The sequence below is a fragment of the Buttiauxella sp. BIGb0471 genome, assembly GCF_024807715.1.
Taxonomy (GTDB): domain Bacteria; phylum Pseudomonadota; class Gammaproteobacteria; order Enterobacterales; family Enterobacteriaceae; genus Buttiauxella; species Buttiauxella agrestis.
Genome location: NZ_JANUEU010000006.1, coordinates 226,630 through 248,498 on the forward strand (window position 1 = coordinate 226,630; position 21,869 = coordinate 248,498).

The window sequence follows — 21,869 nt, forward strand, 5'->3', positions numbered from 1 at the left end:
GGATTTAAAGCGTTGTTTCTGTTTCGAGAATTAATTTATTGGCAGAACCACAAACGGTGACTTTACTGCGTACCACTTCTTTCATTGCGTCCATTCCAACGCGCATGTAGTAGCGTGGATCGTTGCCTTCCGGGTTATCGGTGAACCACTTTTTCACCGCCGCGGCAAAGGCGATTTTTAATTCGGTTGCCACGTTCACTTTGCACACGCCAAGTTCAATGGCGCGTCTGACGTATTCATCTGGCACATCGCTCGCACCGTGCAGAACCAGCGGAATATCCACCACTTCGCGAATTTCGCCCAGGCGCTGGAAGTCAATTTTCGGGCGTTTAGTATAAAGCCCATGAGCGGTGCCGATGGCTACCGCCAGGCTGTCGATACCGGTGAGCTCGACAAAGCGGCGTGCTTCTTGCGGATCGGTGAGGAAAGCGCTTTCTTCATCTACATCCATATCGTCTTCCACCCCGCCGAGACGGCCTAATTCGGCTTCGACACTGCAATCATTACGGTGGCAAAAATCGACCACTGATTTCACCAGGCGCACGTTTTCTGCCAGCGGGAAGTGGCTGCCGTCAATCATCGCGCTGCGCACGCCTGCATTCACCTTGCGGCTGATATCGGCCAGCGATTCATGATGGTCCAGATGCAGCGCCAGTGGCATGTCATAGCTTTCGGAGTAGGCTTCGCACAACGCGTAGATCTCTTCAAACGCGATATGTTTAAAGGTACCGGGCGTGCCCGCAAGAATGACCGGAGACTGCATCTCTTTGCAGACTTCCAGAATCGCCTGGATAGTTTCTGCGTTGTGAATATTAAACGCAGGTACGGCGTAGCCTCGGGCCTGCGCATCTTGCAGAAGATATTTAGTGGAAATAATACTCATGTTGTAATCCTCTCAGCCTTTCCACGGATGAATAATCACACCTTTCACAACACGGTTAACCGTGCCGGTGGCAGATGGCGTGTCAGGGGTAATGCCTGCTTTGATTGATTCGGTCAGTGCGAAAATCTGGGCATACATCAGGAAGCAGAAAGCCTGCTCGACGTCGATGAACTCTCGAGAAGGGGGCAGCCAGATATGTGGCCCTGTTTCTACTTCCGGGCAAGGTGACGAGCAGATAGCGACTACGCGCAAGGCCTGATGGTCACGGCGTAGCTCAGCCAGCAAATCCAGGTCGTACTGGCGTGTGTAAGGGTGGCTTGAGATAAAGACCACGACTAACGTTTCGTTATTGACCAGCGATTTTGGACCGTGGCGGAAACCCGTAGGGGAGTCATAAAACGCGGCTAATTTTCCTGCTGTTAGCTCCAGAACTTTCAGCGCGGATTCACGCGCAACACCCTGTAAACCGCCACTGCCGAGGTAGACGACACGTTTGAAAGGAAGGTCGCCAAACACGCTTTCGCTGAGGTCACATTGCGAGGCAATAATTTCTTCGCAGCGTTCGGCGACATCCTGGAAAGTAGCGCTATTGATGACGTCGGGCGCAAACACCGCAAGGCAGCTCGCCATCATGGTGGTAATACTGCTGGTCATCGCGAAACCGCGATCGTGGGTTTCTGGCGGCATTAACAATGCCAGCGAATTGCCACTGGTCGCGGCGTTTTGATACAGGCTACCGGCTTCGTTACAGGTAATTATCAGGTGGTAGCAGTCCTTCACGACCTGGTTGACTAAATCGACCGCCGCCACACTTTCCGGGCTGTTGCCTGAGCGTGCAAACGAAACCAGTAGCGTCGGCTCTTGCTCGGTTAAATAGTCCATTGGATTGGTCACGAGGTCCGTGGTCGGCACGGCAGCAAAGTTTTTCCCGGTGTGGCGCGAAAGCCATGGCGTAATAATGTCGCCAATAAATGCGGAGGTTCCTGCACCCGTCAGGATGATTTTTAATGAGGTGTTTTGTAGCAAAGGCGCCAGGAACGCGTCGATGTTGCTACGTTGATGGCCAATATTTTTTAGTGACTGGATCCAGCTTGCCGGTTGTTGGCGGATCTCTTTTTCAGTCCAGGTTGATGTGCCGGAAAGACAGGCAGATTGGGTTTCGCTCATAACTCAGTCCTTAGCAGTGCAAGATCATCGGAAGTAGCACAAAGCAGTACAGGACAATCTTTCGTTTTGTTTCATTTACTCAACTTCATGCTTAAATAAAATCTATAGAAAAGAAAACGAAAGGTCAATGTAAGAAAAACAATAAAACGAAAAATGTGATCTCTAAATCGATCGAATTTAATTAATTATTTGATTTAAATAGTAATGTATAAAAAAATAATAGTGCTCGCGGATTTAATCGAAAGGAAAAGAAAGGTCTGCCACGGGGTGGTTAGCAGACCAAAACGGAGCACAATGAAAGAGCTACAGGAGGACAGCCTGGCCGTTAATCCAGATGTTTTGCAGTAAAAGCTGCGGGTTAAGCGCATTCAGATTGGCGCGTTTTCCCACCGCCAGGGAGCCAAGAGAGTTATCCAGGCCGAGCATTTTTGCAGGGTGCAGCGAAGCCATGTGAATGGCATCCTCAACGGCTACGCCAGCGCTGTTGACCAGATTACGCACCGCTGCATCAAGCGAGAGCGTGCTTCCGGCAAGCCCGCCGCTTTCAGTTTTCACAATGCTATTTTGCATGGTCACCGGATGCCCGCAAATCGAATAGTCGCCATCTGGCATTCCGGCGGCACTCATGGCATCGGTGATAAGCACGATTTGCGATTTCGCGCAGTGGCAACAAATATTCATTACAGCAGGGTGAACATGGTGCCCATCGGCAATGAGTTCCAGCCACGCACGTTTATCGCTTAAACCCGCGCCCACCATGCCTGGACTACGATGGTGCAGGCCCGTCATGCCGTTAAAGCAATGCACCAGCCCGTCGGCTCCGGCATCAAACGCCATTATGGTTTCTTCATAACTGGCGGCACTGTGGCCAAGCATCACGCGCACATCACGACTTTTCAGATGCTTGATGGTTTCCAGCGCTGCGGGTTTTTCCGGTGCCAGCGCAACTACGCGCAAGGTGTTTTGCGACACCTCTATCAACCTGTCCAGCTCGGCAGTATCTAACTCGCGGAACAATTCTGGCGGATGAGCGCCTTTGTTCTGCGGTGTAAAATACGGCCCTTCAAGATAGCTGCCCAGTACACTGGCTCCCGGCCCGCCGCGATAATAGCGCTGTGCAATTCGCTGCAATGCCCGCTCGATATCCGCAAGCGGGGCGGTAACGGTAGTGGGCAGCCAGCCACCCACACCTTCACGCGCTTTGTGTATTGCCAGCCGCTCGAGGACGCCGGGGTCGTCATCCATCACATCAACCCCATCACCACCGTGAACATGAATGTCGATGTAAGCCGGGCAAAGCAGCTCAGCCTCACGCACCAGGGTGCCCGCAGTAATCGGCTCTATGGCGACAATCGTTTCGTTTTCAATGCGTAACTGATGATCGTCCAGCCAGCCTTGTTCGGTCAGAACACGCCTGGCGCGCAGCAGCGTGGTCATATTCCTTCCTCAACCGCCTGTTCTTCACGGTAACGCCCCATTTCATCGACCAGGCTGGTTAACCCACGATGGCCGCATTCCAGCGCCTGAAGACGGAACTCTTTGCTGCTCAGGCCATCACGCTCCAGCACCATTTCCAGCAGCAGTTGCAGGTTGATGCCGGTAATGACTTCACGCCCTGGCTTCTCTAGCGCCATGGTTGAAGCCACGCGGAACGGTGTGCCGCCGAGTAAATCGGTTAAAAATACCAGGCCTTCGCTTTCATCTAATGCGCCGATCGCTTCTTCAAACTGTGCCGTCAGGAGTGCTGTTGAAGAGGTTTCAGGGAAATCAATGGCGATAAATTGTTCCTGTTCACCGAGGATCTGCTTCATCGCTTTTTCCAGCCCGGTGGCAAAGCCACCGTGACCGCTGAGAATAATACTTAACATATTGTTTTATCTCGCTTACAGGGACTCATTTACAGGAAGTGGGCAAACTTCCCGACAACACCCAGAACGACAGTGATACCGATAAGGCGCAGTGGACTCCAGCCGCGGCGCACCAGCGCATACATGCACAGGGTGTAAACCAGTGGCAAAAATGCCGGCATCAGTTTGTCGATAACATCAGTTTGCAGTTTTACCACCGCATCGCCGGCGGTGATTTCAAGGGTGGTAGAGAGGCGAACGTAAGTGGCTACCAGTGCGCCAATCACCGTCATCCCCACAATAGATGCAGCATGGCCGACTTTGCGAGTGTTGGCTTTGATCAATGGGATGGCGGCCACACCCATGCGGTAGGCGTAATGTGCCAGGCCAAAACGCAGGCCGAGATGCACGACGTTAAACAGTACGATGAAGATAACTGCGCCAAGTATCGAACCTTGTAATGCCAGGCTTGCCCCGATACCGCCGCAAATAGGCAGCAGGGTCAGCCAGAACATGGCGTCGCCAATCCCGCCCAGCGGTGCACCGACGGCAATTTTCGTGCTCTGGATGCTATTCACATCCTGCTTTGAGCGCTCCATCGCCAGGATAATGCCGATAACAAAGGTCACGAGGAATGGGTGAGTATTGAAGAATCCCATGTGACCTTTCATAGCGCGAGCCAGGTCGTTTTTGTTGGTATGGATTTTTTTCAGCGCGGGCAACAAACCGTAAAGCCAGCCGGATGCCTGCATACGTTCATAGTTAAACGACGCCTGTAACAGCATGGAACGCCATGCCACACGGTTAATATCCTGTTTAGTCAGTTCCGCACCAATACGCTGATCTTCATAGACATTATCATTTTTATCGACCTCGGCGGTGTCAGCGACGTTAACGCCTGGCAGAGTCTGTTCGTTAGATCCCATCTTCAAATTCCTCTTGCTTCACGTGTGTAGGTTGCTGCGGTGCCGGGTCTTTGCGTAAGAAATCAATCAGCGCCATGGCTAATGCGGCGGCGGCAATGGCCAGCACTGGCAGTTTCAGCCAGGCGGCAGCCACAAAGCCGAGAATGAAATAAGGAATGTAGACATTCTTCATCATGATTTTCAGCAACACGGCAAAACCGATGGCTGGCATGATGCCGCCCGCCACACCGAGGCCGTCAATCAGGCGAGCAGGCAGCAAGTCGATAGCGGTTTTGGCGTGTTCCGCGCCGAAATAAATGGGCAGGAAGGCGCACAAGAAATAGAAGATACCGAGTGCGAGTAATGCCAGGTAATTCACGCGTTCAATGCCGTCGGTGTCGGCGTTGGCTGCCATGCGATCGCAGCGGGCCATCACGCCGGACATAATTGAGAACAGGAAGGTAATCCCCATTTGCACGGCCACGGCGAACGGCACCGCAACACCCACTGCGACTTCAGGTTTGACACCCGTTGTGATGGCAAATGTGGTGCCAACAATGGTGCCGATAATCACGTTAGGTGGCTGTGCGCCTGCCAATGGTGCAAGGCCCATCCACACCAGTTCCAGCGTACCGCCACATAAAATACCGGTATGAAGATCGCCAAGAATCAAGCCAACCAGCGGCCCCAGGACGACAGGGCGGTGCATGTGCGTCAGGCCGTTGAACATATCCAGACCCGCAATAAAGGCCAGAATACCCAACGCTAACGCCTGTAATAAGCTAATTTCCATAGAAAATCCCTCAGAGGAGTTTGTAGAGATCCTGCGCGGATTCCGTCGGCACACCCTGAACAAAACATTCCACTCCAGCCTTTTGTAGGCCATCAAAAGCGGCAATATCCTGGTCATCTATAGAGACGGTTTTCGCGATTTGTTTTTTGCCTTCTGCGTAGTGCATGTTGCCGACGTTGATCCGCGAAACAGGCACATCACCTTTTACTAACGTCAGAAAATCATTAGGGTTTTTGCATACCAAAAGGATCTTCTGGCGGTCGGCTGCGCGGTGAATATTGTCGATAACTTTTTGCAGCGACCAGAAACGCACGGCAATTCCTTCCGCCAGAACCATCTCCATCAAATTTTGCTGTACCGTATCTTCGGCAACTTCGTCGTTAGCCACGAGGACGAGGTTTGCTCCGGAAAATCCGACCCATTGAACGCCTACCTGGCCGTGAATCAGTCGCTCATCAATGCGGCTTAATACAATGTTTGGCATGTTTTTTTCCTCTTATTATCATTGTGTTAATCGAGATTTTTGTGTGCCCAGACAGGCACAATGGTACTGGTGCAACACGTCCTGGATATGGTCGATAATCAGCTCATGCGGCGTGGCCGCGATTTTTCCTTCACGGACCTTAGCGTATTGAAGTGGCAGATACTGACTGATGAGCGGCAAAGGAATAGATTCACCGGCCAGATTAGTAACAAGGTTTGAATATGCTTCGTCAATCTCACGATCCGGCCAGTAATAGCGGACGCGGTCAGAGAAGCTGTAGCCACGTGCCAGACGGCAGTCGCTGGTATTCCCGTGATAATGGTGTTTCCAGTATTCAGGTTGCTCGAGCATGACGTTTTCCAGCACTTCCCGCAGCCCTGAGCATTTGTGTGCCGGGCGTAGTTCATGCTCGATAGCGGCCAGTGAAAATAGTGCTTCACGGAGTGCAAAGGTCAGTGCCGGGCCGACTTTCAGAATCGCAAAGTGGTTCTGAACGAGCTGCTGCAATGCCTGCGGGGTCTGGTAATCGGTGGAATGCGCTTCAAACACAAGGGTGTCGAACGCTTCAATCATCTGGCTCAGGAAAAGTGATTTTTCCGGCTGATAATCGATAACTTGCGTGTGGTCGAATTCAACGCCTGGCTGAACGACCAGGCCAATAATCCGCGGCCAGATCTCGCTTAAACCTTGTAATTCAAAAGCGTGGCGGTGAGCTTCCAGTGTGGCTTTTGCGGCCTGCGGTGTCGTCACCGCGAGTTCCGCCAGCGTTTCGTGCGCGCCGCCGGGAACCGGAACTTCAGTGCCGATAACGTAAACTAAATCGGACTCGCCGAATTTCTCAGCACAGGTTTGTTCGGCAATTTTCGCCAGTCTTGCGGCACGCATCGCAACAATAGTATCCGTCAACGGCACCGGGTCATCAGCGCAGGACATACTGCAATCGAGATGGATCTTTTTAAAACCTGCGGCGACATAGCAACGAATCAACTCATCTGCATTGCGCATGGCTTCTTCTGCGTTCAGTCCCTGCCAGCGGTTTGGGCCAAGGTGATCGCCGCCCAGAATCAGGTTTTCGCGTGGGAAGTGATATTGGTCTGCCATTGACTCAACAAACTCGCGGAAGTGTTGCGGCGTCATTCCGGTGTAACCGCCATGCTGATCGACCTGGTTGGACGTCGCTTCAATCAATAAGAGAGATTTTGCTTCTCTTGCATGGCGCATTGCCGCTTCTAGAACCATTGGGTGAGCGGAACAGACGGCAAAAATGCCACATCGTGAGTCCTGTTTATGGTCGGCCACAAACGCGGTTAAATGTTTCACTTTCCTCTCCGTATGAGTTGGGGAACTATTTGTCTTTCGATTTGTTTCATTTAATAGTGATGTATCGTGCGATAAAAACAAAACGAAAGATAATAGAATTGCGATCTGTTTCGCAAAAGAAACATAATGAAAGCCTATTTGACATGATGACAGTGAATGCAGCAGGCGATGTAAGGCTTGCTTTCCGCGAAAAGAAAGGTGTTAATAGGCGAAGTGAAATGAAACGAAAGGTTTTATGAAAGGATCTATTATGAGCAATACCGACGCAGCAACGGACAAGCGTGTAACAGGTACAAGTGAAAGGCGCGAACAAATCATCCAGCGTCTTCGCCAGCAGGGAAGTGTGCAGGTTAATGATCTCTCTTCATTTTTTGGTGTTTCGACGGTGACGATCCGTAACGATCTGGCTTTCCTTGAAAAGCAGGGCGTGGCGGTGCGTGCTTACGGCGGGGCGCTGGTCTGCGATTCAGGGACGGCGGCGGTTGAACCGACGGTTGAAGATAAAAGCTCTCTGAATACCTCGCTGAAACGCAGCATCGCGCGCGCGGCGGCGGATCTTATTAAACCGGGCCACCGCGTTATTCTTGACTCCGGCACCACGACTTATGAAATTGCTCGCCACCTGCGCAACCATAAAGAAGTCATCGCCATGACTAACGGTTTAAACGTGGCAAATGCATTGCTTGAAGCAGAAGGCGTGGAATTGCTGATGACCGGTGGGCATTTGCGCCGCCAGTCGCTGTCATTCTATGGGGATCAGGCCGATCAATCGCTGCAAAACTATCACTTCGACATGCTATTCCTCGGCGTTGATGCCATCGATCTTGAACGCGGTGTCAGCACGCATAACGAAGATGAAGCGCGCCTTAACCGCCGTATGTGCGAAGTGGCTGAACGCGTAATTGTAGTCACGGACTCTACGAAATTTAACCGCTCCAGCCTGCATAAGATCATTGATACCCAACGGATCCATATGGTGATCACCGACGCGGGTATTCCTGAAGAGAGCCTGAAGGGGCTGCGTAAAGGCGGCATTGAAGTAGTTTTGGTGGGCGAAGAGAAATTGTAATGTCCTTTTCATGCAGGAGGCCGCCTTATGGCTGTTTACCAACCACCTTTTAGTATCACTCCATCGATTATTAATCGAGTGGTCGAGATTGGTGAATTGTTAGGTCGCTGGGCCGCCCATGCTGAACAAGCATCACCAATGCTACGGAAAGAAAATCGTATTCGTACCATCCAGGCGTCGCTTGCAATTGAACATAACAGCCTCTCAACTGAGCAGGTTTCTGCTCTTATGGATGGCAAACGGGTGCTGGCTCCGGCGAAAGATATTCAGGAAGTCCGCAACGCCATTCTTGCTTATGAGACGATGTTTTTCTGGAAAAGTGGGAGCGTGCAGGACTTGCTCGCGGCGCAACAGGTTTTAATGGCTGGCCTGGTCGATGCTCCTGGACAATTCAGAACCGGAAATGTAGGGGTCTACAGGAACAAACAGTTAATCCATATGGCCCCTCCAGCCAATCAGGTTTCACGCTTAATGGCTGATTTGCTTGGCTGGTTGCACCAGACAGACGTTCATCCACTGATCGCCAGTTCAATTTTTCATTATGAATTTGAATTTATTCATCCTTTCGCTGACGGAAATGGGCGAATGGGGCGGCTATGGCAAACGCTTATTCTGAGTGAGTGGCGTGAAGAGCTGGCATGGCTGCCCGTGGAAACCATCATTCATAATAAACAGAAAAGCTATTACCAGGTATTAGGTGAATGTGATCGGGCGAGTGATTGCACTCTCTTTATCGATTTCATGCTTGAGAAATTAATCGAGGGTTTGAGTGAAGGCATTGCCACGCAGCAGAGCAGAACCGCCAAAGTGGCGGGAGAAGTGGCGGGAGAAGTGGCGGGAGAAATAAATGCTGGCGAATACCAACTTCTTAAGGTGTTAGCCAATAAACCTCATGCAACCGTTGCCGAACTGGTCGAAGTGCTTGGCAGAAGTCGCAGGACGATTGAAAGGAATATCAAATCACTTCAGGAGAAAGGAAAACTCCAGCGAAAGGGAGCGACAAAAAAAGGCTCATGGCTGGTGATGTAAAGAGGTGTGGCACAAACCACACCAGCCTGGACTCATCTCACCCCGCCGCTAATTTATATCCCCGCAAACGACTCACGCTTAGCGCAATGGCTAACACCGTCGCGATAACCGCCAGCCAAAGGCTGATATGTATGGCGCTGCTTTGCGCATAAATCGACATAAACACGCCAACAAAGGCAGCACCCAGGCACTGGCCGAAGGTGCGCATAATCGCCAGCACGCCTGAAGCGTAACCGCTGTTTTCGCGTGAGGCATTGGACAGCATTTCTCTGTTGTTCGGGCTTTGGAAACAGCCAAAACCGATTCCGCATAACAGGCTACGCAGGCAGATATCCCACGCCTGAGCGTGTTCCGGGAGCATCGCCAGCAATGCCAGGCCAACCGCAAAAATACTCAAGCCAATGGTGGAAATGATCGCCGCTGAATAGCGGTCGGCAAGACGCCCGGCATGGGGTGCGGCCAGAATGATACCGATGGGCCACGGTGTGAAAAGCAGTGCTGAAACCAGCGCGCTGTAACCGTAAACGCTCTGAAACAGGAAGGGTAGCGCGATAAAGGTTATCCCCTGGCTGACAAAAGATGCCAAAGAAGTGAGCGCGGCCAGCGAAAATCGTGAAGAGGCAAAAATGTTGAGCGGGAGCAGCGGCTTTGTTGCGCGGCGTTGAACCCAGACGAACGCCATTCCAGTGAATATTGCGATGCCACCATAAATCAATGCGGTTATCAGGTCGCTATTTCCCTGATGTGTAAAAGCATCGGCGGCCATCACCAGGGCGCCTAACGCAACGGCGGAAAGCACGGCCCCTGCGTAATCAAACGGTTCACGCTTTAACGCCGGATTATGCGGCACCACACGCAAGGCGAGTAGCATCGCGATAATGCCCAGCGGAATGTTAATCGCAAACAGCCATTGCCAGCTCAATGTCGAGAGTATGGTTCCCCCGAGAATGGGCGCGATAGCGGTGCTGGTGCCTATCAGTAAGGCATTGAGACCAAGGACGCGCCCTAACAGGCGGTTAGGGAAAACCGAGCGCAGAATTGCCGGGCCAATACTTAACGTGGCAGCCCCGCCAATCCCTTGTAAGACGCGCATGGCGATTAGCATATCCAGTGATGTCGATAACGCGCAACCCACAGAGGCTAGCGTGAAAACGCTCAGGCCAAAAGTGAAAACGGAGCGGAACCCGAGGCGGCTGGAAAGTGCGGCGAAGATCGCAAGCGTCATTGCCGCCGATAGCAGGTAGCCGTTCGCCACCCAGACGGTAGCGCCAACGGAGGCGTTAAGTGACCGGGCGATTTGCGGCAGCGCGATGTTAATCATCGAGCCGTCGAACACCACCATTGCCGCCATTGTCATGACGGCAGCCATCGCTAAACCACGCTCGAAGCCGGGTAAACCTTCATCGCCGGGTAGACTGGAAAATAACGCCATTTGTGGGAACTCTATTTTACGGGTTGATAGCGGAAATATAGCGGTGTATTAGATATGGCGGAAGGCGCAGCATTTGCACTTTAAAGATGCATGAAACGCCATCTCTCATTTTCAACGACGAGTGACCATCCTGAATATGAATGAACCCGATTTGAACTTACTCATTGCGCTTGATGTGCTTCTTGCTGAAGGAAGTGTGGCGGGTGCTGCGCGTCGTTTGGGACTCAGCGCGTCGGCTATGAGTCGCACGTTGAGCCGCCTGCGCGATACCACGGGCGATCCTTTGCTGGTGCGCGCCGGGCGCAATATGGTGCTCACACCTTACGCAGAAGAGATTCGGCCGCGTACGCAAAACGCAGTGTTTGCGGCCCGTGCGATTCTGCGTCCGGCAAATGCCGCGCTCAATCTTGCTACGCTTGAGCGCCGTTTCACCCTGCGCACCAATGCGGGATTCATCGAGATTTTTGGTGCCGCGCTGATTGCGGCGGTCGCCACTGTCGCACCTTTCGTGCAACTGCGTTTTATGCCTAAACCGGAGAAAACGGCGAAGTATTTACGCGAGGGGCAGATTGATTTTGAAGTCGGCGTACTCGGGGAAATGGGGCCAGAGATACGTATTACGGCGTTATATCGTGACAAGTTTGTCGGCGTGGTCAGAAAGGATCATCCGCTTGAGCAAGAAAGTGAAATTACCCCTGCGAGGTATGCTGCGTTGGGACATGTGGTGGTGTCGCGCCACGATCGCGGAATCGGCCCGGTTGATACGCTGCTTGCAGAGCTGAATTTAGAACGCAAGATTGCCGCGTTGGTGCCGGGTTTTCCTGCTGCGTTAGCAGTGGCTCAGGCGTCTGATTTAGTGGCTTTAGTGCCAGCGACTTTCTTGCTCAATCAGCCGGGGTTATATGGCAATTCCGGGGAAGCGCGGCTTCATGTTTTTGAGCTGCCGGTGAAAACCAATGAGATTACGGTATCGTTGATGTGGCACCCGCGTTCAGAAGCAGACCCGGCGCATCGCTGGCTGCGGCAGTTGGTGTTGAAGGTTTGCCGCGAGAAAGTACCGGGGTAAGGCTGATGGCGGATGACGCTTCGTCATCCGCCGTTTTTAAATGAATCAGGTCACAGGTGCCGGGTTGAAAACGGCTAATGCGTTGTGAAGCCCCCACTGATCCGAGAAGGTTTTCTTACGTCCGCTCGCCACATCCAGAATAAATTCAAACAACTCCCAGCCCACATCCTCAATGGTTGCTTCACCGGTGGCGATGGTGCCTGCGTTGATATCCATTAAATCGTACCAACGGTTTGCCAGTGCGGTGCGGGTGGCCATTTTAATCACCGGGACTGCCAGCAAGCCGTATGGCGTTCCACGACCGGTAGTGAACACTTGCACTGTAATGCCGGAAGCCACCTGCTGTGTGCCACAAACGAAATCACTGGCTGGTGTGGCGGCGTAAATTAGGCCGCGTTTGGTTGGGCGTTGACCCGGCGAAAGCACTTCGACAATCGCGCTCTGGCCAGATTTAGCAATGGAGCCGAGGGCTTTTTCCACCACATTTGCCAGGCCGCCTTTTTTGTTACCTGGAGAGGGGTTGGCGCTACGGTCGGTTTTGCCCATGTCCAGATAGTTGTCATACCATTCCATCTCTTCGAGCAGACGCTTGCCGACTTCTTCGTTGATGGCGCGTGGCGTTAACAGGTGGATGGCATCGCGCACTTCGGTGACTTCCGAGAACATCACCGTTGCGCCGCAGCGTACTAATAAATCGGATGCGTAACCGACAGCCGGGTTAGCGGTCACGCCGGAAAACGCATCGCTGCCGCCACATTGCATACCAACTACCAGTTCAGAAGCCGGGCAGGTTTCGCGCTGGCGTTTGTTCAGATTAGCGAGATGGCGCTCGGCGACGTTAAGAATATCTTCGACCATCGATTTAAAGCCGACGTGGTGTTCGTCTTGCAGGCGCACGATGCTGGCGTCGCCAACATTAATCGACTGCACGTCATCGGTGCCTTCCAGCAGGCGCTCCGGCTGCAACTTCTCGCAGCCGAGGCCAATGACCATAATTTCGCCGCCAAAGTTTGGATTCAGGGCGATATTATGAATGGTGCGAATGGGAATGACTGCCGCAGGTGCGTTGATCGCCACGCCACAGCCGTACAGGTGATTCAGGCCGACCACGCCGTCCACATTGGGGTATTTCGGCAGTAAATCACGTTCAATAATTTTGATGACATAATCCACCACGCCTGCGACGCAATGCACGCTGGTGGTGATGCCAAGCAGGTTTTTCGTGCCGACGCTGCCATCCGCGTTGCGATAGCCTTCAAAGGTGTAGCCTTCCAGGGGGGGCAATGGCTCAGGCACTTTGGTCGCTAATGGCAGGGTGTGAAGCGGTGGGGCTTTTGGCAATTCCACCAATGATTCGTCAATCCAGCTACCGCGTGGAATATCCCTTACTGCGTAGCCGATCACTTCCCCATAACGAATGATTTCACCGTGGGCAGGAATATCGACCAGAGCGGCTTTGTGACCTTGCGGGATATGTTCGATGAGTTCCAAACCATCCGGGAAACGCGTACCCGCTTTCAGGCCATTGTCATTAACAATAATAGCGACATTGTCTGTCTCATGAACTTTTATATAAAACGACCCAGGGGGTTGTTGTTTAATTTCTATATTTGACATTGTCGCTATTCTCCAGAATCAACCTGAATGTTAATTAAATAATTTTCTAATCGTGATTGTCTCACAAGCTAAATAAAGAATGTCAGGACACAGGAAATAAAAATGTGACGGTGATCACTTAATATCATGACGCCATATTGCATAGGGGGAGCAATCTATAAAATTGTGCAATACACCCCACAAACATGTGCATAGGTTTAACTATTAGATGTTTTTAATGTTATCTATTGTGCATATGCCTAATGTCCATTTGTTCTGTGCTGGCTATACTGTGTTGCGAATGACAAACACCAGGTAAATTTCCAGAGCGGTATTATCCGAACAAATATTCGTGAGATAACGCTTTATATAAATAAAAAATCCTTGAATTAAGTACCCGCAACAGAGGATGTAGAAAATGATTTTAGATACAGCTGTGGAAGCAAAAAAAGGGAAGCACACCCGCTACTTAATATTATTAATTATATTTATTGTGACGACGATTAACTATGCCGATCGCGCCACTCTTTCTATTGCGGGTACTGAAGTTGCTAAAGAATTACAGCTCAGTGCAATCTCAATGGGCTATATTTTCTCAGCTTTCGGCTGGGCTTACCTGCTGATGCAAATCCCTGGCGGATGGTTACTTGACCGCTACGGTTCGAAGAAAGTGTATACCTACAGTCTGTTCTTCTGGTCGCTGTTTACGTTCATGCAAGGTTTTGTGGATATGGTGCCGCTGGCGTATGCGGGCATTTCCATGTTCATCATGCGCTTTATGCTTGGTTTCTCTGAAGCGCCATCATTCCCGGCTAACGCGCGTATTGTGGCGGCCTGGTTCCCGACCAAAGAACGCGGTACCGCTTCTGCGATTTTTAACTCCGCACAGTATTTCTCCCTGGCATTGTTCTCTCCATTACTCGGCTGGCTGACCTTCGCATGGGGCTGGGAGCATGTCTTTACCGTGATGGGCGGAATCGGTTTTGTGCTGACTTTCCTGTGGGTGAAGTTTATTCACAACCCAACTGACCACCCTCGTATGTCTAAAGAAGAACTGGACTACATCACGAAAGGTGGCGCAGTGGTTGATATGGACCACAAAAAACCAGGTGCAGTGGTTGAAGGGCCAAAACTTCATTACATCAAGCAGTTGCTGACTAACCGCATGATGCTGGGCGTGTTCTTCGGTCAGTACTTTATCAATACCATCACCTGGTTCTTCCTGACATGGTTCCCGATTTACCTGGTGCAAGATAAAGGTATGTCGATTCTGAAAGTAGGCATGGTTGCTTCCATCCCGGCGCTGTGTGGTTTCGCCGGTGGCGTGTTGGGCGGCGTGTTCTCTGATTCGTTAATCAAACGCGGTTACTCACTGACCGTAGCTCGTAAGATACCGATTGTGCTCGGGATGCTACTCGCTTCCACCATTATTCTGTGTAACTACACCGATAGCACGGCACTGGTTGTCACGCTGATGGCATTCGCTTTCTTCGGTAAAGGTTTCGGTGCGCTGGGTTGGCCGGTTATCGCGGATACGGCACCAAAAGAGATGGTTGGCCTGTGCGGTGCAGTATTCAACGTGTTTGGTAACGTAGCCTCTATCGTGACTCCACTGGTGATTGGTTACCTGGTTTCTGAACTTCACTCCTTCAATGCGGCGCTGATCTTTGTTGGCTGTTCGGCGCTGATGGCAATGGTTTGTTATCTGTTCGTAGTGGGTGACATTAAACGTATGGAATTGCAGAAGTAATTCACTCAACGGATAACTGAATAAATAAGGGCAACAGATGAATACCAACGTTTTCCCCAATAAATTCAAAGCAGCACTGGCAGCACACCAGACGCAAATTGGTTGCTGGTCAGCGCTCGCAAACCCTATCAGCACCGAAGTGCTGGGCCTGGCCGGGTTCGACTGGATTGTGCTGGATGGCGAACATGCGCCAAACGATATCACCACTTTTATTCCACAACTGATGGCGTTAAAAGGCAGCGAAAGTGCGGCAGTGGTTCGTGCGCCAACCAACGACCCGGTGGTCATCAAGCGCCTGCTGGATATCGGTTTCTACAACTTCCTGATTCCTTTTGTTGAAACTCAGGAAGAGGCAGCGCTGGCAGTGTCTTCAACCCGCTATCCGCCAGAAGGCATTCGCGGCGTATCCGTTTCTCACCGCGCCAATATGTTTGGCACCGTGCCGGATTATTTTGTGCAGTCGAATAAGAACATCACGATTCTGGTGCAAATCGAGAGCCAGCAGGGCGTGGATAACGTTGATGCTATCGCGACCACTGACGGCGTGGACGGGATTTTCGTTGGCCCAAGCGACCTGGCGGCGGCATTAGGACATTTAGGAAATGCCTCGCATCCGGAAGTGCAGCAATGCATCAAACACATCTTTGCCCGTGCTAAAGCTCACGGTAAACCGGCTGGCATTCTGGCTCCGGTTGAAGCCGACGCGCGTCGTTATATGGAATGGGGCGCCACCTTTGTGGCTGTAGGCAGTGATTTAGGCTGCTTCCGTTCAGCAACCCAGAAATTGGCTGATTCCTTTAAAAAATAACCACCACCTGAAAAGAGAGACTGAATTATGACACTGAAAGTTGGGTTTATTGGCCTGGGCATCATGGGCAAACCAATGAGTAAAAACCTCATCAAAGCCGGTTATTCACTGGTGGTTGCCGACCGTAACCCCGAGGTGATTGCTGAAATCATTGCCGCAGGTGCAGAAACTGCTGCAACACCTAAAGATATCGCCGAGCAGTGTGATGTGATTATCACCATGCTGCCAAACTCCCCGCACGTGAAAGAAGTGGCGCTGGGCGAAAACGGCATTATCGAAGGGGCAAAACCGGGCACCGTGGTTATCGACATGAGTTCGATCGCACCGCTGGCGAGCCGCGAAATTAGCGAAGCGCTGAAAGCCAAAGGCATCGACATGCTGGATGCGCCCGTGAGCGGCGGCGAGCCAAAAGCGATTGAAGGCACGCTATCTGTAATGGTTGGCGGTGACAAAGCGATTTTCGACAAGTATTACGACCTGCTGAAATCCATGGCCGGTTCCGTGGTACACACCGGTGATATCGGCGCAGGCAACGTCACCAAACTGGCAAACCAGGTGATTGTGGCGCTGAACATTGCGGCGATGTCTGAAGCACTGGTACTGGCAACCAAAGCGGGTGTAAACCCAGAATTAGTCTTCCAGGCGATTCGTGGCGGCCTTGCGGGCAGCACCGTTCTGGAAGCGAAAGCGCCGATGGTTCTGGATCGTAACTTTAAGCCAGGTTTCCGCATCGACCTGCACATTAAAGATTTGGCAAACGCACTGGATACTTCCCACGGTGTGGGCGCGCAACTGCCACTGACGGCGGCAGTCATGGAAATGATGCAGGCGCTGCGTGCAGACGGCCACGGTAACGATGACCACAGCGCAATCGCGTGCTACTACGAAAAACTGGCGAAAGTAGAAGTCAGCAAATAAAGAGATGGGCACCTCTGGTGCCCGATTTTCTCGGCACTTTTTTGGCATGGACACACTATGAAAATCGTAATCGCACCCGACTCTTATAAAGAAAGCCTCTGCGCGGTTGATGTGGCTAAAGCCATTGAAAAAGGTTTCCGCGAAATATTTCCTGATGCGGAATATATATCGGTCCCGGTTGCAGATGGCGGGGAAGGTACGGTCGATGCCATGATCAGTGCCACGCAGGGCAGGAAAATCACCACGACAGTGACGGGCCCATTGGGTGAGCCGGTGAGTGCTTATTGGGGAATGTCCGGTGACGGTAAAACCGCGTTTATCGAAATGGCAGAAGCCAGTGGTTTAGCGCTGGTGCCGATTGAGGAACGCAACCCTCTGATTACCACGTCGCATGGAACCGGAGAGCTGATTTTACGTGCTCTGGATAACGGTGCACGCAACATTATTATCGGCATCGGCGGCAGTGCGACCAATGATGGTGGTGCGGGCATGGTGCAGGCGCTGGGGGCGAAACTGTGCGACGCGACAGGCAAAGAGATTAGCCACGGCGGCGGCAGTTTAATGAGTTTAAACAGCATTGATGTGTCAGGTCTCGACGGTCGGCTGGCGGATTGCGTGATCAACGTGGCCTGTGATGTCACCAATCCACTCATTGGCGACAATGGTGCTTCGCGCGTTTTCGGGCCGCAAAAAGGGGCCAGTGAAGCGATGATTGTTGAGCTGGACGCCAATCTTGCTCACTTTGCTGATGTGATTAAAAAAGACTTACATGTAGATGTGAAAAATGCAGAAGGTGCCGGAGCCGCAGGCGGCATGGGCGCTGCATTAATGGCATTCCTCGGCGCAGATTTACGCAGCGGCGTAGAGATCGTGACCGAAGCACTACATCTTGAAGAGCATATTCACGACTGTTCGCTGGTGGTGACGGGCGAAGGGCGCATGGACAGCCAAAGCATTCGTGGCAAAGTCCCGGTAGGCGTGGCTGCGGTCGCCAAAAAGTACCACAAACCGGTGATTGGGATTGCCGGTTCGCTGACCAGTGATGTCGCTATTGTTCATCAGTACGGCATTGATGCCGTGTTTAGCGTGCTCAATAGTATCGGCACATTGGAAGACGCGCTGAAAAATGCGTTCGATAATATTTACCGTGCCTCGCGTGATATTGCAGCAACCGTTGAGATTGGGATGAACATCACTCGTTAAGCATGCGTGACATGGGGGGGCAAACCCTCTATAATCCGCGCCGAAGCTGACCAGACAGTCGCCGCTTCGTCGTCGTCCTCCTTCGGGGGGAGACGGGCGGAGGGGAGGAAAGTCCGGGCTCCATAGGGCAGGGTGCCAGGTAACGCCTGGGGGGGAAACCCACGACCAGTGCAACAGAGAGCAAACCGCCGATGGCCCGCGCAAGTGGGATCAGGTAAGGGTGAAAGGGTGCGGTAAGAGCGCACCGCGCGACTGGTAACAGTTCGTGGCACGGTAAACTCCACCCGGAGCAAGGCCAAATAGGGGTTCACAAGGTACGGCCCGTACTGAACCCGGGTAGGCTGCTTGAGCCAGTGAGCGATTGCTGGCCTAGATGAATGACTGTCCACGACAGAACCCGGCTTATCGGTCAGCTTCAACCATTCAACAAAAACCCCGCTTCGGCGGGGTTTTTGTTTATACCCGTCATACTTCGCGCTGCCTCTTTGTTGGCTACGCTCACTCGCCCAAATCGCTTACTGGAGTAAGCTCATCGGGACTTGTTCTCTTGCCGCCGCGATGCACCTCGAATTATTTAGGGTATATATAGAACAATTGCCATAATACGACTCCCGCCATCACCGGATTCCACACCGCCATGATCAAGTCCCTGTACATCGACAACTACCGCTCAGTGCGCAAACTCTCCATCGTTCTCGGTCGCCTGAACGTCGTTTTCGGCCCGAATGGCTGCGGAAAATCCAACATTTATAAGGCGATTCACCTGATTCACGGTGCTGCAACCGGGCAGCTTTCACACTGGTTGTCAGATGAGGGTGGGATCCAGAAGGTTATGTGGGCAGGCGATCGCGCCAAAGGCTATGCCAGCGCGCCTCGGCGGATGACGCTTGCGGTAGATACCGACGATTTCGAGTACGAATTGCAGGTCGGATTCCCAGATAAACTGCCGTACCCGACCATGTTCGATCTCGATCCTATCGTGAAAGAGGAGCAAATCTGGCTGAGTGGTTTTCGTCGCCGCCCTTCGTCATCCATTATGCATCGCCGTAACCAGGCGGTTTTTCTCAACGATGTCAACGGCGAGAAAGTGACGCATGCAGCGACGCTTTACGAAAATGAATCGTTATTTGGTCAATTGGGCGAACCGCATCTTTATCCGGAAGTCTCCAGCGCTCGAGAAACGTTACGCAACTGGCGCTTTTATCATGAATTCGACATTACTAAAGGGGCTGGGCTGCGTTTGCCGCAGGTGGGTTATCGCTCGCCCGTTTTGTCAGGAGACGGTTTGAATCTGGCCGCGGCCTTCCAGACCATCGTTGAGATTGGCGATAGCGAATTGCTGTTCGAGGTGTTGGCTGAGGCGTTTCCAGAATGTCTGTTTTTCTGCGATAACAGCAATGGGCGTTTCCAGATGATGATGCACCGGCAGGGTATTAATCGCCCTCTGGAGTCAGATGAGTTTTCTGACGGCACGCTGCGCTTTCTCTGCCTGACCGTGGCATTGCTCAGTCCGCGTCCACCACGTTTTATTGCCCTGAATGAGCCGGAAAACAGCCTGCATCCGCAGATGCTGCCTGCGCTGGCTCGCCTGATTGCCGAGGCGAGCCGTTACACGCAAATCTGGCTCACCAGCCATTCGCCTGAACTGGCGACACTTATCGAAAAACACACACCGTTTACGCTCTACCAACTGGGGATTGAGAACGGGGAAACTTGCGTTAACCGTCTCTCGTGATCGTTAACTGTATGGAAATGTCTTAATAGCAGTGAAAAAATCTCAACCTTAACCTTATTGAAACAATAATCAGAGGTTCGTGCTAAAGCTCTGCCAGAGTGTGAAGTGCATCAAAATACATTTGGTCTAATGTCACAGGCTATTAACCTCGCTTGTTGCGTCAGCTCACATTGCCTTGTTGAGACTCAATTCCGCTTTAGGGAAACAATTGAAAGAAAGCACTTTAAAAACAATGGATTAAGATCTTCCTTAAGTTGCATTGATAATTATTTCCTACTCAAAATACAAAATGTGAATCAAAACTGAAGATATTTCTCTGAATGGAGAATTATTTACTCTTTTACCCCGAATGCGCAGAGTGAGTAGCAAATTTTTTCTCCTCCGCTCGCGCTATTCTTTTTACATTCGAATAAGACCAGAAAACACATCTCAGGTTTTTAATGGTCTGGAAAATCACTCTGTAATTAACACTCACAATTAAAACCTACACATTAAAGCGAGCATTTTTATGGAAACAGGAAGCATTACTGCCGTTAATATTCCGGCATCGAATCGCGCAGGAATGACGGAAAGTGAATGGCAAGCCGCCACCAAATTTGACAGCACTGATGTCGGCTGGATCATTATGAGTATCGGCATGGCAATCGGGGCGGGAATAGTTTTCTTACCCGTTCAGGTTGGATTAATGGGATTATGGGTTTTCCTTCTTTCCTCGATAGTCGGCTATCCAGCCATGTATCTGTTTCAGCGTTTATTTATTAATACGCTGGCGGAATCCCCGGAGTGTAAAGATTACCCGAGTGTAATAAGCGGTTATTTGGGTAAAAACTGGGGGATATTATTGGGTTTACTCTACTTCATTATGCTGGTTATCTGGATGTTTGTTTACTCCACGGCCATCACTAATGACAGTGCCTCTTATTTACATACCTTTGGCGTCACGGAAGGGTTGTTATCGGATAACCCTTTCTATGGCCTGGCGCTGATTTGTATTCTGGTCGCTATCTCATCGCGCGGTGAAAAACTTTTATTTAAAGTCTCAAGATACATGGTGCTAACCAAGCTTTTAGTGGTCGCCGCGCTGGGTGTCTCAATGGTCGGCATGTGGCATTTGTATAACGCAGGCACACTGCCGCCAATGGGCTTGCTGCTGAAGAATGCGATTATTACGCTGCCCTTTACGCTGACGTCTATTCTGTTTATCCAGACGCTTAGCCCGATGGTTATCTCGTACCGTTCTAAAGAAAAATCACGCGAAGTGGCTCGTTTTAAAGCGCTGCGCGCGATGAATATCGCATTCGGTATTCTGTTTGTGACCGTGTTCTTTTATGCCGTCTCATTCACTCTGGCGATGGGGCATGACGAAGCGGTAAAAGCGTATGAACAAAATATTTCAGCGTTGGCTATTGCCGCCCAGTTTATTAACGGAAATGCCGGCGCATGGGTCACAGTGGTCAGCGTGATATTAAATATCTTCGCTGTTATGACCGCCTTCTTTGGGGTTTATCTCGGGTTCCGTGAAGCAACGCAAGGTATCGTGATTAATATTCTGCGTCGCAAAATGCCTGCGGAAAGAATTAATGAGAAGTGGGTGCAGCGCGGAATTATGGTATTCGCCATCTTACTGGCGTGGAGTGCGATTGTTCTGAATGCTCCGGTATTAAGTTTTACCTCAATCTGTAGCCCAATATTTGGCATGGTAGGGTGCTTAATTCCAGCGTGGCTGGTCTATAAAGTCCCGGCATTGCATAAATATAAAGGTGTCTCACTGGTCATTATTGTTATCACTGGCCTCTTATTGTGTATTTCTCCATTCCTTGCATTCTCCTGATTGCAGGCGTGTGTTTTCTGGATATAAGCGTTA

General features: G+C 51.4%; 19 protein-coding genes and 1 other RNA gene. 10 read left to right on the forward strand and 10 right to left on the reverse strand.

What is annotated here, in order from left to right:
* Positions 1 to 4: 4 nt before the first annotated feature.
* The 8 genes from kbaY to kbaZ form a co-directional block, all read right to left on the reverse strand.
* Entirely contained in the window at positions 5 to 883 is an 879-nt protein-coding gene (gene kbaY, locus M2371_RS18410; RefSeq protein WP_259268395.1) for a tagatose-bisphosphate aldolase subunit KbaY, read from the reverse strand.
* 12 nt (positions 884 to 895) lie between these two features.
* Positions 896 to 2,050, reverse strand: a complete 1,155-nt coding sequence (locus M2371_RS18415; protein ID WP_259268396.1) for an SIS domain-containing protein — start codon at positions 2,048 to 2,050, stop codon at positions 896 to 898.
* 303 nt (positions 2,051 to 2,353) lie between these two features.
* The gene (gene nagA, locus M2371_RS18420; protein ID WP_259268397.1) at positions 2,354 to 3,487 is read right to left on the reverse strand and encodes an N-acetylglucosamine-6-phosphate deacetylase; all 1,134 of its coding nucleotides are present in this window, start codon (positions 3,485 to 3,487) and stop codon (positions 2,354 to 2,356) included.
* Positions 3,484 to 3,918 (reverse strand): PTS galactosamine/N-acetylgalactosamine transporter subunit IIA, encoded by a 435-nt coding sequence (gene agaF / locus M2371_RS18425; RefSeq protein ID WP_172895642.1) that lies wholly within the window; start codon positions 3,916 to 3,918, stop codon positions 3,484 to 3,486. Before agaF ends, nagA begins: the two co-directional genes overlap by 4 nt.
* Positions 3,919 to 3,947: 29 nt before the next feature.
* The gene (gene agaE, locus M2371_RS18430; protein WP_064540468.1) at positions 3,948 to 4,823 is read right to left on the reverse strand and encodes a PTS N-acetylgalactosamine transporter subunit IID; all 876 of its coding nucleotides are present in this window, start codon (positions 4,821 to 4,823) and stop codon (positions 3,948 to 3,950) included.
* On the reverse strand, positions 4,813 to 5,595 hold the full coding sequence (gene agaW, locus M2371_RS18435; RefSeq protein ID WP_034492995.1) for a PTS N-acetylgalactosamine transporter subunit IIC: 783 nt from the start codon (positions 5,593 to 5,595) through the stop codon (positions 4,813 to 4,815). The genes agaE and agaW overlap by 11 nt, the downstream gene beginning before the upstream one ends.
* A 10-nt stretch (positions 5,596 to 5,605) precedes the next feature.
* Positions 5,606 to 6,079 carry a PTS N-acetylgalactosamine transporter subunit IIB gene (agaV, locus tag M2371_RS18440; protein WP_034492996.1) on the reverse strand — a complete coding sequence of 158 codons (474 nt, stop codon included), beginning with the start codon at positions 6,077 to 6,079 and terminating at the stop codon, positions 5,606 to 5,608.
* 18 nt (positions 6,080 to 6,097) lie between these two features.
* Positions 6,098 to 7,399: a tagatose-bisphosphate aldolase subunit KbaZ gene (kbaZ, locus tag M2371_RS18445; RefSeq protein WP_259268398.1), complete on the reverse strand. Its 1,302-nt coding sequence runs from the start codon at positions 7,397 to 7,399 to the stop codon at positions 6,098 to 6,100.
* A 250-nt stretch (positions 7,400 to 7,649) separates the two neighbouring features.
* Between kbaZ and M2371_RS18450 the strand changes: the two genes are divergently transcribed.
* Positions 7,650 to 8,468, forward strand: coding sequence for a DeoR family transcriptional regulator (locus tag M2371_RS18450; protein ID WP_259268399.1), 819 nt, complete (start codon positions 7,650 to 7,652; stop codon positions 8,466 to 8,468).
* A gap of 27 nt (positions 8,469 to 8,495) precedes the next feature.
* Positions 8,496 to 9,497 carry a Fic family protein gene (locus M2371_RS18455; RefSeq protein ID WP_259268400.1) on the forward strand — a complete coding sequence of 334 codons (1,002 nt, stop codon included), beginning with the start codon at positions 8,496 to 8,498 and terminating at the stop codon, positions 9,495 to 9,497.
* Positions 9,498 to 9,534: 37 nt separating this feature from the next.
* On the opposite strand, the gene M2371_RS18460 is transcribed toward M2371_RS18455, so the two are convergent.
* Positions 9,535 to 10,929 carry an MFS transporter gene (locus M2371_RS18460; RefSeq protein ID WP_259268401.1) on the reverse strand — a complete coding sequence of 465 codons (1,395 nt, stop codon included), beginning with the start codon at positions 10,927 to 10,929 and terminating at the stop codon, positions 9,535 to 9,537.
* Positions 10,930 to 11,065: 136 nt separating this feature from the next.
* Between M2371_RS18460 and M2371_RS18465 the strand changes: the two genes are divergently transcribed.
* Positions 11,066 to 11,995 carry a LysR family transcriptional regulator gene (locus M2371_RS18465; protein ID WP_259268402.1) on the forward strand — a complete coding sequence of 310 codons (930 nt, stop codon included), beginning with the start codon at positions 11,066 to 11,068 and terminating at the stop codon, positions 11,993 to 11,995.
* A gap of 45 nt (positions 11,996 to 12,040) precedes the next feature.
* Here the strand turns inward: M2371_RS18465 and garD are convergent, their stop codons facing one another.
* Entirely contained in the window at positions 12,041 to 13,612 is a 1,572-nt protein-coding gene (gene garD / locus M2371_RS18470) for a galactarate dehydratase (RefSeq protein ID WP_259268403.1), read from the reverse strand.
* A gap of 397 nt (positions 13,613 to 14,009) precedes the next feature.
* Here garD and M2371_RS18475 point away from each other — a divergent pair, with 397 nt between their 5' ends.
* From M2371_RS18475 to M2371_RS18505, 7 genes are all read left to right on the forward strand, one after another.
* A complete protein-coding gene (locus tag M2371_RS18475) occupies positions 14,010 to 15,341 on the forward strand; it encodes an MFS transporter (protein ID WP_034493010.1) in 1,332 nt (443 codons plus the stop codon).
* A 37-nt stretch (positions 15,342 to 15,378) separates the two neighbouring features.
* On the forward strand, positions 15,379 to 16,149 hold the full coding sequence (gene garL, locus M2371_RS18480; protein WP_259268404.1) for a 2-dehydro-3-deoxyglucarate aldolase: 771 nt from the start codon (positions 15,379 to 15,381) through the stop codon (positions 16,147 to 16,149).
* A 27-nt stretch (positions 16,150 to 16,176) separates the two neighbouring features.
* Entirely contained in the window at positions 16,177 to 17,067 is an 891-nt protein-coding gene (gene garR / locus M2371_RS18485; protein WP_172895635.1) for a 2-hydroxy-3-oxopropionate reductase, read from the forward strand.
* A gap of 57 nt (positions 17,068 to 17,124) precedes the next feature.
* Positions 17,125 to 18,270 (forward strand): glycerate 2-kinase, encoded by a 1,146-nt coding sequence (gene garK, locus M2371_RS18490; RefSeq protein WP_034493016.1) that lies wholly within the window; start codon positions 17,125 to 17,127, stop codon positions 18,268 to 18,270.
* A 42-nt stretch (positions 18,271 to 18,312) separates the two neighbouring features.
* Positions 18,313 to 18,691: RNase P RNA component class A (gene rnpB, locus M2371_RS18495), an RNA gene on the forward strand.
* Between the two features lie 216 nt (positions 18,692 to 18,907).
* Positions 18,908 to 20,005 (forward strand): AAA family ATPase, encoded by a 1,098-nt coding sequence (locus tag M2371_RS18500; RefSeq protein ID WP_259268405.1) that lies wholly within the window; start codon positions 18,908 to 18,910, stop codon positions 20,003 to 20,005.
* A 508-nt stretch (positions 20,006 to 20,513) separates the two neighbouring features.
* Positions 20,514 to 21,836, forward strand: coding sequence for an amino acid permease (locus M2371_RS18505; protein ID WP_172895633.1), 1,323 nt, complete (start codon positions 20,514 to 20,516; stop codon positions 21,834 to 21,836).
* The last annotated feature ends 33 nt before the right edge of the window (positions 21,837 to 21,869 follow it).